Source organism: Micromonospora sp. AMSO12t, assembly GCF_008806585.1.
In the GTDB taxonomy this organism is placed as follows: Bacteria; Actinomycetota; Actinomycetes; order Mycobacteriales; family Micromonosporaceae; genus Micromonospora; species Micromonospora reichwaldensis.
In genome coordinates this window covers 25,125-36,746 of record NZ_WAAS01000041.1, presented here as the reverse complement: position 1 = coordinate 36,746, position 11,622 = coordinate 25,125, and the positions used below count along the sequence as shown (strand labels likewise).

At 72.4% G+C, this 11,622-nt stretch carries 11 protein-coding genes; 1 reads left to right on the top strand and 10 read right to left on the bottom strand.

All coding sequences use genetic code 11. The features are described from left to right. The 3 genes from F6X68_RS09295 to F6X68_RS09285 form a co-directional block, all read right to left on the bottom strand. On the bottom strand, nt 1-479 hold a 479-nt coding region (locus F6X68_RS09295), incomplete at its 3' end, for a cellulose binding domain-containing protein (RefSeq protein ID WP_225852102.1). 179 nt (nt 480-658) lie between these two features. After that, nucleotides 659-1,165, bottom strand: a complete 507-nt coding sequence (locus tag F6X68_RS09290; protein ID WP_151453872.1) for a hypothetical protein — start codon at nt 1,163-1,165, stop codon at nt 659-661. 171 nt (nt 1,166-1,336) lie between these two features. Next, nucleotides 1,337-1,759, bottom strand: coding sequence for an ATP-binding protein (locus tag F6X68_RS09285; protein ID WP_151453871.1), 423 nt, complete (start codon nt 1,757-1,759; stop codon nt 1,337-1,339). A gap of 202 nt (nt 1,760-1,961) precedes the next feature. Here F6X68_RS09285 and F6X68_RS09280 point away from each other — a divergent pair, with 202 nt between their 5' ends. Beyond that, the gene (locus tag F6X68_RS09280) at nt 1,962-2,327 is read left to right on the top strand and encodes an STAS domain-containing protein (protein ID WP_151453870.1); all 366 of its coding nucleotides are present in this window, start codon (nt 1,962-1,964) and stop codon (nt 2,325-2,327) included. On the opposite strand, the gene F6X68_RS09275 is transcribed toward F6X68_RS09280, so the two are convergent. The 7 genes from F6X68_RS09275 to F6X68_RS09245 form a co-directional block, all read right to left on the bottom strand. Continuing rightward, entirely contained in the window at nt 2,328-3,554 is a 1,227-nt protein-coding gene (locus F6X68_RS09275) for a PP2C family protein-serine/threonine phosphatase (protein WP_151453869.1), read from the bottom strand. Between the two features lie 95 nt (nt 3,555-3,649). Next, complete coding sequence (locus F6X68_RS09270; protein ID WP_151453868.1) at nt 3,650-4,117, bottom strand: SRPBCC family protein; 468 nt, start codon at nt 4,115-4,117, stop codon at nt 3,650-3,652. 65 nt (nt 4,118-4,182) lie between these two features. Beyond that, the gene (locus tag F6X68_RS09265; protein ID WP_151453867.1) at nt 4,183-5,388 is read right to left on the bottom strand and encodes a hypothetical protein; all 1,206 of its coding nucleotides are present in this window, start codon (nt 5,386-5,388) and stop codon (nt 4,183-4,185) included. Nucleotides 5,389-5,531: 143 nt separating this feature from the next. Next, entirely contained in the window at nt 5,532-7,808 is a 2,277-nt protein-coding gene (gene katG / locus F6X68_RS09260; RefSeq protein ID WP_151453866.1) for a catalase/peroxidase HPI, read from the bottom strand. Between the two features lie 23 nt (nt 7,809-7,831). After that, complete coding sequence (locus F6X68_RS09255; protein WP_132240588.1) at nt 7,832-8,260, bottom strand: Fur family transcriptional regulator; 429 nt, start codon at nt 8,258-8,260, stop codon at nt 7,832-7,834. 108 nt (nt 8,261-8,368) lie between these two features. Next, a complete protein-coding gene (locus F6X68_RS09250; protein WP_151453865.1) occupies nt 8,369-11,308 on the bottom strand; it encodes a LuxR family transcriptional regulator in 2,940 nt (979 codons plus the stop codon). Nucleotides 11,309-11,406: 98 nt separating this feature from the next. Then, on the bottom strand, nt 11,407-11,613 hold the full coding sequence (locus F6X68_RS09245) for a hypothetical protein (RefSeq protein ID WP_132240586.1): 207 nt from the start codon (nt 11,611-11,613) through the stop codon (nt 11,407-11,409). Nucleotides 11,614-11,622 lie beyond the last annotated feature (9 nt).

Here is an 11,622-nt window from a genome sequence, read left to right as displayed (position 1 = left end):
CCGACGCCGCCGGTGCAGGTGACGCCGTTGAGGGCGAACGACGTGGGGGCGGTGTTCGCGCCCGACCAGGAGCCGTTGAAGCCGAAGGACACCGTGGCGTTGGTGCCGATGGCGGCGTTGTAGCCGACGTCGGTGGCGGTGACGTTGGCGCCGGCGGCGGTGACGTTGGCGCCGGCGGCGGTGACGTTGGCGCCGGCGGCGGTGACGTTGGCGTTCCACGCCGAGGTCACCTGCTGCCCGGAGGGGAACGTCCAGGTCAACCGCCAACCGTTGATCGGGTCACCGAGGTTGGTCACGGCCACGTTCGCGGTGAAGCCGCCGGGCCACTGGTTGGCCGAGTACGCCACCCGGCAGCCGGCCGCCGCGTGCGCGCTCACCGCGAACGTCAGGCCGAGGCTCACCAACAGCAGGGTGAGGGCGCCGGTGAACAGGCTCAGCCGCCATCGGGTTCTTCTCGTCGTGCCTCGCATCTCGGCCATGACGCTCCTCGCCTGGGGTGCCGCTGGGACGGGCTCGCGGCAGGCGCCACCACGAACGCGGCCGCACCCGATCGCGAACCGCAGATTAAGTTTGGATTCCAAACTTTGTCAATCGGCGTACCTCTATCTGGGCAAGGAGGCGCGGGACGGCCGGAGGTCCGACCGCCCCGCGCCGCGCCTCACTGGTTGCGGCGGTACACCTCGATGTACGCCGCGGAGCGGTACTGCTGCTTCACGTCCTCGGCCAACACACCGATCCACAGCGGGCCGGTGCCGGTCTTCGAGCTGACCCTGGTGTGCGCCGGGTCCAGGGCGCCGGTGGGCAGGAACGCCGGCTGCTCCACCACCGCGGAGTGGTACGCGTCCGTGCCCCCCAGCCACCAGACCAGCACGTCCCTGGCCGCGACGTTGCGCGCGTTGTCGATCCGCCCGAGTGTCTGGTACTCGTCGGCCAGCACCTGCGGCAGGAAGTCGCCCCAGACGGTGTACCTGTGCGTCCCGAAGGTGCCCAGCGAGTAGCCGTGGCAGAAGAACCTCTGGTCACCGGTGACGGTGGGCGCCGCCCGCCACGCCTCCACGCGGGTGCCGAGATCGGTGCGTACGGAGAGGTTCATCCCGCTGACGTTGTTCGCCAGCGCGGGCTGGAGGAGGATCTGGTCGCCACTGGTCAGGTCGAACGGCTGCATGGGACTCCTCGGCACATGTGCGACGGATGTGAGCAGGGTTCGACCCTCGACCATCCGGTCACGCACGGCAAGCATGAGGTCACCAACCCGACCGGGGACGGGACGATCCGCGCGTGCCGGTCGGCGATGTCCCGGACGATCCGGCGGGCCGTGGCCGGCCGTCGACGGCGGTCAGGCGACCGGCGACGTCCGTACGCCGGTGAGGTGTTTGGTGACGCGTAGCAGCACCTGGTCCGATGGCCCGGCGACGAAGGCGGCCGTGTCGGCCAGCGCGGTGATCAGGGGCAGTCCGCGACCGCCGACGGTGAGCGGGGCGGGCAGTGCGGCGTCGAGCCCGGCGCCGTCGGGGATGCTGCCGCGGTTGCCGACCTCGAGCAGGCAGACGTCGTCGTCGATCACGATGGTGATGTCGACGCTGCTGTCGGCGTCCGCGTGCAGCACCGCGTTGGTGCACGCCTCGGTGATCAGCACGGCGAGGTGACCACGGGAGTCCTCGGCGGTGTCGGTGAGGCTCAGCAGGGTGGCGAGTACGTGCCGGGCGCGGGTCACCGAGGACGGTCGACGCGGGAGTGAGAACGTCGTGGTTACGCGCATCGCGCCGTTCCTCCTCCCCGCTGGGTGACCGCGCCGGACTACTGTGCCACAACTCGGGGCGGGACGCTTCCGCGGTGATCAGCACTACCCGGAGTTGCCGCGGTCAAACGGCCGGGCGTGTCGGCGCGACGCACGCCGGCCGGCGGCGGTCCGCACCCGGCAGCATAGGGTGAGCGGGGATCATCGGCGTGGGGAGGCTGTCATGGCACTGCTGTTGTCGGTCCGGCCGGGCCGTGGTTGCACCGTGCTCGAGGTGCGCGGCGAGCTGGACCTGGCGACGTCCCCGCAGTTGCGTGAGGGTCTGCAACGGTTGGTCGACGCCGGTGACCGCCAGGTGGTGGTGGACCTGGCCGAGGTGGGGTTCATGGACTCCAGCGGGCTGGGCGCGCTGGTGGTGATGTTCAAGGCGTTGCGTGACGCCGGCGGTCGGCTCTGCCTCGCCGCGGTGCAGCCCGCCGTGCGGAGCGTCCTGACGGTCACGTCGGTGGACCGCGTGATCGACATCTACGACAGCGTGCAGGCGGCCGAGGCCGATCTGCCGTCCGGGCACGACGCGACGGGCCGGTAGTCAGTCGGGCAGCGCGCCGCTGGCACGTGCCTGGTCGGCGCCGGCGCTGGTGCTCCGGTCCTCGCTGTGCCCGCCGTGCCAGTCGAGGATGAACAGCGTGGCATCGTCGGCCAGAGTCGGCCCGCTGACCTCGAGCACGGCATCCGCCAACGCCCGGGCGGCCTCGCGCGGATGCAGCCCGGCGATCGACCGCAAGTGGGCCGGAAGGTCCAGGCTGGCGGCGTTGCGCTCCCGCATCCCGTCGGTGATCACCACCAGACGGTCGCCCGGTCGCAGCGTGACCTCGCCTGCGCCGTAACTGGCTTCGGCGAACATGCCGAGGGGGAAGTTGGCCGGTAGCGACAGCGCCCGGGTGTCCCCGTCGCGCACCAGCAGCGGCGGCACGTGCCCGGCGTTGAGCAGCGCGCACACCCCCGCGCGCAGGTCCAGACGGCCGAGGACCGCCGTGACGTAACTGCCGGGCACGCTGGCGTGAGCGGCCACGTCGGCGTTCGCAGCGTCGGCCTGCTCCACCAGGCCAGCCCCGCGGCGGCGGCTGTTGCGCAGGCTGCCCACGCCCAGCGTGGCCGTCAGCGCACTGGCCACCCCGTGGCCCATCGCGTCGGTGACGCTGAAGTGCAGCACGTCGCGGGCGAGGCTGTAGTCGAAGGTGTCCCCGCCGATGCTGGCGGCGGGTTCGAGCCAGCCGGACAGGGTGAACGCGCTGGCCTCACACGTGAACGAGGCGGGCAGCAGGCGGCGCTGGATCTCCCCGGAGAGAGTGAACGGGGTCGTCCGTTGCCCCCACTCGAACAGGTCGGTGTACCGCCGGTTGGCGATCACCACGAACGCCAACACGTGCGCCGTGCGGGCGATCTCCTCCAGCGTTCGCGCATCGGGCTCGTCCGGCAGGACCATCTCGAGCAGGCCCATCGCCTCGCCGCGCTCGGTCACGGGCGCCAACACCGTCCACCCGTCCGGCTGCGCGAGAACCTGCACCGCCTGGGTGCGCAGCGCCTGCTCGGCGGGGCCACCGTCGAACGGCATCACCGTGGCGGCCTCGTCGCCGTCCCGGCGTCCCGCACCGGCGCCGTCGAGCGGCACGTGGGCCAACCGGACCAGCGCCCGGCCGCTGAGGTCCGCGATGAGGAACGCGATCGTACGTGCCCCCAGCGCCGCGCCGAGCCCTCGCGTGACCGCCTCCACCGCCTCGACCGGCGAGGCGTTCTCCGCAGCATCCAACAACATCTGAACCACGATCCGCCCTCGACTGCTCTCCACTGTCGGAGCCTACCGACCCGGCCGGTGAGCACCGAGTACGGCGATCCTCCCCCGCGACGACCTCAGTCAGCCGCTTCCACGTACGACGCCAGGTTGGCCAGCGAGGAGGCGATCCCGGCCTCGTGGTCCGCCTGGTCGATACCGCGTGGTACGTCCGTGGCGGTGACGGTCACCTCGGTCCCCGCGCCGGTGGCCGCGAGGTGCCAGGTCATCGTCATGGTGCCCGCGTACGCCGGGTCGTCGGCCTCGAACACCGCCCGCTGCACCACGTGCTCGGATGGCACCAGGGCGGCGAACCCGACGTCGACGACATCCGTCGCGTCCGACGTCTTGCCGGGGCTGTCGGCGGCGTCGAGGTAGGTCAGGACCATCCGGAACCCGCCTCCGGGCCGGGGATCCCACCGCTCGATCCGCCCGCGCATGCCGTCCGGCGGCAGCCACGCCTCGAGCGCCTCCCGGTCGAGCAGGGCGCCGTAGACGGTCGCCGGTGGTGCCGCGATCACCCGGCTGGCGCGGTCGGTCCGTCCCATGACCCGATCCTAGGGCCGGGCCTGCGCCGTGCCCAACCTCATCGACCGACCCGGGGCGGTGGGGGTCAGCTCAGCCTGGAACCGGTCAGCGTCGGGTTGCGGGCGCCGAGGAAGAAGATGCCGGGGTAGCCGCGCGTCTCGAAGCCGTTGCTCGGGTTGCGGCGCAGGGTCGAGTTCTCGATCCGCATGGTGCCGGTGCGGTCGTTGCTGACGAAGAAGACGGCCCCGCCACCCTCGTTCGCCTCGTTGCCCTCGATGACGGTGCCGGCGATCCGGACGGTGAACTCGTTGCCGTCGCAGTAGATCGCCCCGCCGCTGCCGCCGCCCGGTGTGCCGGGCCTGGCCGGGTTGGCCCCGGTGCCGACCGCCCGGTTGCCGCGCAGGACGCTGTTCAGCACCGCCCAGGTGACGCCGATGCTGCTCAGGGCGCCGCCGTTGGCGCAGACGCCGCCGTCGAACGTGCTGCCGACCACGTACACGGGCTTGTTCTCGTGCTGGCTGAGTACCCGGATGGCCGCGCCGCCCAGGTCGGGGCCGGTCCGGTCGCAGCGGTTGCGGACGAAGCGCGAGTTGACCACCTTGAACCGGCCGCCCCGGACGAAGATCGCCCCACCGCCGCCGCCCTCGGTGCGCTCGCCGGTGGAGTTGCCGTCGGCGAAGGTCAGGTTCTGCACGGTGAGCTGGGGGTGGTCCTGGTTCTGGCAGTGCGAGGTGGTCCAGCCCTGCGCGCTGTCGCAGGTGTTCATGTAGAGGATCCGCCGCTGCCCCTGGCCGCTGAGGGTGACCTTGCCGCCGCCGTCCAGCACCACCCTGGGACCGTTGGCGTTGCGGACCTTGGCGGTGGCCGTCATCTTGATCGTCACCGGTTGCGGCCCGCAGTCGAACGTGATGACGCCGCCGGCCGCGACCGCCTTCACCACCGCGGCCGAGGTGCAACTGGCGGCGGTGCCACTGCCGATCGTCCGGGTCGGCCTCGACGTGTCGACGGCGCGCGCCTCCGCCGGCACGGCCGCGCCGCCGTCCGGGTTGCCGGCCTTCAGGGTCCCCGCCTTCGTCGCGCGCCCCGGGCTGGCGCTCGCGGAAGGTCCGCCGAGTCCGGAACGGGCCGTCGGGGCGGCCCCGGGGCTGCTCGCCTCGGCCCCACCGGCCGGCGTCGCCGCGGCTGGCGGGGCCGGGGGCGGGCCGCCGTCGGCGGCGGAGTTGCCGCAGGCGGGCAGGCCCGCCCCGGCGACGGACAGGACGAGTAGGGCGGCAAGCGACTTCACACGCACCCCGTGATGCTAGGGGCCGCCCGGCCTCCGCCCTCGACGGGACAGGGACCAGCGGTGACGCCCGCCCGGTCACCGGACCCGACGGCGGACGAGCCCCGGTCGATCCACCAGCGATCGACCGGGGCTCGTCGTCCGGAGCCGGGTCAGACGAGGTCGAACCGGTCGAGTTCCATGACCTTGGTCCAGGCCGCGACGAAGTCGGCGACGAACTTGTCGCGCGCGTCCTGGCTGGCGTAGACCTCGGCGAGGGCCCGCAGCTGGGAGTTGGAGCCGAAGATCAGGTCGACCGCGGTGGCGGTCCACTTCACCTCGTCGCTGGCCAGGTCCCGGATCTCGTAGACGTGCTCGGCGGACTCCGACGCCTTCCACCGGGTGCCCGGGGAGAGCAGGTTGGCGAAGAAGTCGTTGGTGAGCAGGCCGGGCCGGTCGGTGAGGACGCCGTGCCGAGTGCCGCCGGCGTTCGCCCCGAGGGAGCGCAGGCCGCCGACGAGGACGGTCATCTCGGGCGCGGTCAGGTTGAGCATGTAGGCGCGGTCGAGGAGCAGCACCTCCGGCTGGGTCTTCTCGCCGGCACGCAGGTAGTTGCGGAACCCGTCGGCGCGCGGCTCCAGCACCCGGAAGGACTCGACGTCGGTCTGCTCCTGGGTGGCGTCGGTGCGGCCCGGCCGGAACGGCACGGTCACCTCGACGCCGGCGTCGCGCGCCGCTTTCTCGACGGCCGCCGAGCCGGCCAGCACGATCAGGTCCGCGAGCGAGATCTTCGCGCCGCCGGCGGAGTTGAACTCCTGCCGGATGCCCTCGAGGGCCTCCAGGACCGTCGCGAGCTGCTCGGGCTGGTTGACCTCCCAGCCGCGCTGCGGCTCGAGACGGATCCGCGCGCCGTTGGCGCCGCCGCGCTTGTCGGTGGACCGGAAACTGGCGGCCGAGGCCCAGGCGGTGGAGACCAGCTGCGCGGTCGTCAGACCGGACTCGAGGACCTTCGCCTTGAGCGCGGCGACGTCGGCGTCGCCCACGAGCTCGTGGTCGACGGCCGGCACCGGGTCCTGCCACAGCTGGGCTTCCGGGACCCACGGCCCGAGGAAGCGCTCGACCGGCCCCATGTCGCGGTGCAGCAGCTTGTACCAGGCCTTGGCGAACGCCAGCGCGAACTCGTCGGGGTTCTCCAGGAAACGGCGCGAGATCTTCTCGTACGCCGGGTCGACGCGCAGCGACAGGTCGGTCGTGAGCATCGTCGGCTTGTGCTTCTTCGACGGGTCGTGGGCGTCCGGGATGATCGCCTCGGCGTCCTTGGCGACCCACTGCTTCGCGCCGCCGGGGCTCGTCGTCAGCTCCCACTCGTAGCCGAAGAGGATCTCGAAGAACCGGTTGCTCCACTGCGTCGGCACGTCGGTCCACGTCACCTCCAGGCCGCTGGTGATCGTGTCACCGCCCTTGCCGCTGCCGTAGGTGCTCAGCCAGCCCAGGCCCTGCGACTCCAGCGGGGCGCCCTCGGGCTCGGGGCCCACGTGGTCGTCGGCGACGCCGGCGCCGTGGGTCTTGCCGAAGGTGTGGCCGCCGGCGATGAGGGCGACGGTCTCCTCGTCGTTCATCGCCATCCGGGCGAAGGTCTCACGGATGAAGTGCGCCGCGGCGAGCGGGTCCGCGTTGCCGCGGGGGCCCTCCGGGTTGACGTAGATGAGCCCCATCTCGGTGGCCCCGACGCCGGTCACCATCTCCTTCTCGGAGGCGTAGCGCTCGTCACCGAGCCAGGTGTCCTCCGGGCCCCAGAAGATCTCCTCGGGCTCCCAGACGTCCTCCCGGCCGAAGGCGAAGCCGAAGGTCTTGAAGCCCATCGACTCCAGGGCGACGTTGCCGGCGAGCACGAGCAGGTCGGCCCACGAGATCTTCTGGCCGTACTTCTGCTTCACCGGCCACAGCAGCCGGCGGGCCTTGTCGAGGTTGGCGTTGTCCGGCCAGCTGTTGAGCGGGGCGAACCGCTGGCCACCGTCGCCGGCGCCGCCGCGGCCGTCCTCGATGCGGTAGGTGCCCGCGGCGTGCCAGCTCATCCGGATCATCAGGCCGCCGTAGTGGCCGAAGTCGGCCGGCCACCAGTCCTGCGAGGTGGTGAGGACCTTGACGATGTCCTGCTTGAGGGCCTCGACGTCGAGCTTGGCGAACTCCCTGGCGTAGCTGAAGTCCTCCCCCAGCGGGTTGCCCTTCGACGAGTGGGCGTGCAGCACCGAGAGGTCGAGCTGGTTGGGCCACCAGTCCCGGTTGGTGCGCGGACGGCCTCCGGTCTTCGGCGTCGGCGAGTCGATCGCCGGGTTCTCGCTCTCGCTGCCGTGCGCGGTCACGGAGTCGTGCGCGACCGGGCAACCGGCCGCCTCCTTCTTGTCCACGCCCTGCGCGCTGACGGGGCCATTGTCCTGGGTGTCGCTCATCTGCTTCCTTCCGGACTGGCGGTTCACTGAACGGTGCGTTCGGTCGCGCAGTCGGGGCAGGTGCCCCAGTAGACGACCTCCGCCTCGTCGACCACGAAGCCGCGGTCGTCGGAGGCAGTGAGACAGGGTGCATGGCCGACGGCGCACTCGACGTCGGCGATCGCGCCGCAGGAGCGGCACACGACATGGTGGTGGTTGTCGCCCACCCGGGACTCGTAGCGGGCGGTCGCCCCGGCGGGCTGGATGCGCCGCACCAGACCGGCGTCGGTGAGCGCGCGCAGCACGTCGTAGACCGCCTGGTGGGAGACCGTGGGCTGGTCCGCCCGCACCAGGGCGATCACCGTGTCGGTGTCGACGTGCGGGTGGTCACGCAGCGCTCTGAGCACCGCCAACCGGGGCCGCGTCACGCGCAACGAGACCGCCCGCAGCTGGGTCTCGAAGTCGGGCGTCACGTGTCGAACATAGTCCAGTATTTTGGAACGGATCAAGTTTTTCTGAGGTTCAACCCGCGCACCTCCGACCGACGCGGCCCCGGCCGCCCGGCGGGCGGTCGGGGCCGTTCACCGACTGCTCCCGGAGCGGCTGTCGGGCCGCAGCAGCTCGTCCACGCTGTCGCGCAGCGTCCTGCGGTTCGCGTGCCCGGTCTTGAGCAGCAGGCTGGCGACGTGCTTCTCGACCGTACGTGGCGAGAGGTGCAGCAGCGAGGCCAGATCCTGGTTGTCGTGGCCCTTCGCGAGCAGCACGAGCACCTCGTGCTCGCGGACGGTCACCCCGACGGCGCGCAGCCGGGCCGGGATGCGGTCGTGACCGGAGCGCCGCTGCCCGAGCGACGCGCCGGCCTGACGGAGCAGGCCCCGGCAGGCCCCGGCGATCACCGGCGCGTCGACGTTGTGGAAGTGGTCCTCCGCCGCCCTCAGCCAGGCGACGGGCTCGCCCCACCCGTCGGCGAGCGCGGCCTCGGCGACCAGACGCAACCCCAGGTGGTACGACATGCGGTACGGCGCCGCGGCCTCCAGGGCCAACGCGACCTCCGTGGCGGCCCGCTCGCGCTGCCCCGCGCGCCCGTACACCACCGCCTTCGCCAGGTGCAGGAACTGCCGGTTCCAGCGCAGGGTCGCGCCCGGGGCCAGCGCCACCGCCTCCATGCCGGTGCGGTCCAGCGACCCGGCCAGCGCGTCGAGCAGCGGTCGCAGTCCGAAGCGGCCCGTCATGTAGTAGGTGTTCGGGTGGTCGTCCTCCCACGCGCGGGCCAGGTCGAGGGCCCGGATCGCCGCCGGCCGGTCCTCCTCCAGCAGTGCGCAGACGGCCTCGCAGAAGCCGTAGGCGAGGGGAACGTGCCCGGACTCTCCCCCACCGACCGCCCGGAACTCCTCCAGCCGCTGCTCCATCAGTCGCCGTCGTCCCCGGTGGGCGGCGGAGGCGGCGGCCGTCACCAGCGCGAACTGCTGGTCGTCGATGTTGCGCAGCCGGGCGGTCGCCGCGGCGCACCGGGCGGCGAGCTCGTCCCCCGTCGGGTAGTCGCCCTGCATCACGGCCCGGATCGCGTACACGCCCTCGATGCTCTGCCCGATCATGATGGCGCCGGACAGCTGCGCGGCCTGCTCCGCCTGGCGCAGCAGGGTCTGCTCGCCGGTGCGCATGCTCTGGTTGACCCCGAGCCGGAACAGCGCGTTGATGCGCCACAGGGGCAGGCGGTGTTCCTCGGCCATCGCCAGCATCCTGGTCAGGTAGGACTCCGCCTCGTCGAAGCTCCGGCTCCGGGCGATCATGGCCAGGAGTTGCAGCGCCTGGCACGCCGTCTCCGCCATCGGCACCCGTTCGGCCACCGCCAGGGCCTGGAGCACGAGCTGCTCGGCCTGCGTGGTCCGGCCGCAGCCGTCACCGTCGCCGAAGATCAGGTGCGCCTCGACCACGTCCACCCGGGCCGCCGGCCCCGGCGGCGGGTTGCTGCCGAGGACCGCCCGGGCGATGCGCACCTGGGACGCGCCGTCGGCCCACCGCCCGGTCGTGACCGCGACCCAGGCGAGCCGGGTCCGGATGCTGACGTGCTGCTCGACGCCGAGGGTCACGGCGTTCACCCAGGTCGCGTCGTCGACCAGGGCGAACGCCCGGTTCGCGTGGCCGGCTTCGGCCAGGGCGTTGAGCAGCGACTCGAGAATGCCGGCGCGCGCCTCGGGGTCGGGCGGGTCGGACATCAGCTGGTACGCGCGGTCGAGCAGGGTGACGGCCGACGTGGTGGCGCCGTCGCCGAGTGCCCGCCGGCCCGCCTCCGCGAACAACAGGCCCGCGGCGTGGTTGTCCCCGGCGGTCTGCCTGAGTTCGGCCGCGAGCTGGCACCAGTGTCCGGGCAGCCCGGCGTACGCCGACTCCAGCGCGTCGGCGGCGCGTTTGGCCAGCGCGGACCGTTCGGCGGGGGTGAGCATGGCCAGGATCGCGTCGGCGGTCAGCGCGTGGCGGAAGGAGTACCAGTCGGGCGTCGACCGGTCGGGCATGACGACCTCGACGTCCACGCCGGAGCGCAGATGGCTCAGCATGGCCCGCTCCTCGAGACCGGTCGCCGCCCGCAGCGCGGCCACGGGGAAGCGCCGGCCCAGCACCGCGGCGGTGTGCAGCAGTGTCCGCGCCTGCGGATCGAGGCCGGCCAGCCGGCGGGTCACGCTGAGCGTGACGGTGTTCGGCAACGCGATGGCCGGGTCGTCGGTGAACTGCCAGCCGTCGCCGTCGCGGACCAGTGCGCGCGCGCCGATCATGCTGTTGAGCAGTTCCTCGGCGACGAACGGGTTGCCCTCGCTGTCGCGTACCAGCCGGTCGGTCAGCTCGGCGGGCAGGGCGTCGGTGTTTAGGCAGGCGGCGGCGAGCTCGTGGACCTCCTGATCGGACAGGGGGTGGAGTTCGACGACGGTCGCGGAGCGACGCACAGCCGCGGCCCAGGCCAGCTCGGTCGCGGGGCCGCTGCCCGGCCGCATGGTGGCCACCATCAGGATGGGCAGGTCGGCGAGGTTGTCGACCAGGTACTCCACGACGGCGTGGGTCTCGGCGTCGGCGTCGTGGATGTCCTCGAGGATGAGGACGCAGCCCCGGCCCCCGGCCACGGCGGTGACGAGCCGCAGGACCGCCTCGGCCAGCTCGACGATCGAGGCCACCCGTTCCGGCACCGCGGGGTCCCGCCACTCGGGGACGAGCCGGGCGAGGGCCGGGCGGTAGGGCGCCAGCTCGGTGTTGTCCGGCAGCCGGCCCGTGCGCGACAGCGAGAAGATCGCCTCGGTCAGCGGGCGGAACGGGACGATGGGGCCGGTGGAGCTGCTACGGCCCCGTAGCAGCTCCATACCGGCCTCCGCCGCCGCGTGCGCGCAGTGTTCCGCGAGCCGGGTCTTGCCGATCCCCGCCTCGCCGATCAGGAAGATCGTGCCGCCGGACGAGGACCGAGTGGCCGTCAGTCGAGCGTTGACGGCGCGGATTTCGGCATCACGTCCGATCACCACCGGCGAGGAGAAGCGCATGCCCGCAGGCTAACGTGAGCGGCACCCGCGTTACCGCGTCGAACACGGGCGCCCGCTGTCGATGAAACGACACGGGAAGGTGCCGCTCCCGGTCGGACTCACTCCGACGAGTGACCGCCAGTACCACCGGTGTCGATGATGGCCGCGATGGCGGGCGCGGCGATCATCAGGCCGGTCAGGATGCCCGACCGCCTCCCGACGTGCCACAGGAAGCTGAACTTGATGTCGCCCGCCGGGTGAGTGTCGGCCGGCTCGGGTTCCTCGGCCGCCCCCGCCGGTCGAGGAACAGTCAGGTCGTTCCGCATATCTTCCCC

Bases quoted from the DNA above. Each gene is read 5' to 3' on its own strand.
- katG (WP_151453866.1), bottom strand. From the start codon at position 7,808: ATGAGCGACACCCAGGACAATGGCCCCGTCAGCGCGCAGGGCGTGGAC.
- F6X68_RS09270 (WP_151453868.1), bottom strand. From the start codon at position 4,117: ATGGGACGGACCGACCGCGCCAGCCGGGTGATCGCGGCACCACCGGCG.
- F6X68_RS09250 (WP_151453865.1), bottom strand. From the start codon at position 11,308: ATGCGCTTCTCCTCGCCGGTGGTGATCGGACGTGATGCCGAAATCCGC.
- F6X68_RS09245 (WP_132240586.1), bottom strand. From the start codon at position 11,613: ATGCGGAACGACCTGACTGTTCCTCGACCGGCGGGGGCGGCCGAGGAA.
- F6X68_RS09275 (WP_151453869.1), bottom strand. From the start codon at position 3,554: ATGTTGTTGGATGCTGCGGAGAACGCCTCGCCGGTCGAGGCGGTGGAG.
- F6X68_RS09280 (WP_151453870.1), top strand. From the start codon at position 1,962: ATGGCACTGCTGTTGTCGGTCCGGCCGGGCCGTGGTTGCACCGTGCTC.
- F6X68_RS09290 (WP_151453872.1), bottom strand. From the start codon at position 1,165: ATGCAGCCGTTCGACCTGACCAGTGGCGACCAGATCCTCCTCCAGCCC.
- F6X68_RS09285 (WP_151453871.1), bottom strand. From the start codon at position 1,759: ATGCGCGTAACCACGACGTTCTCACTCCCGCGTCGACCGTCCTCGGTG.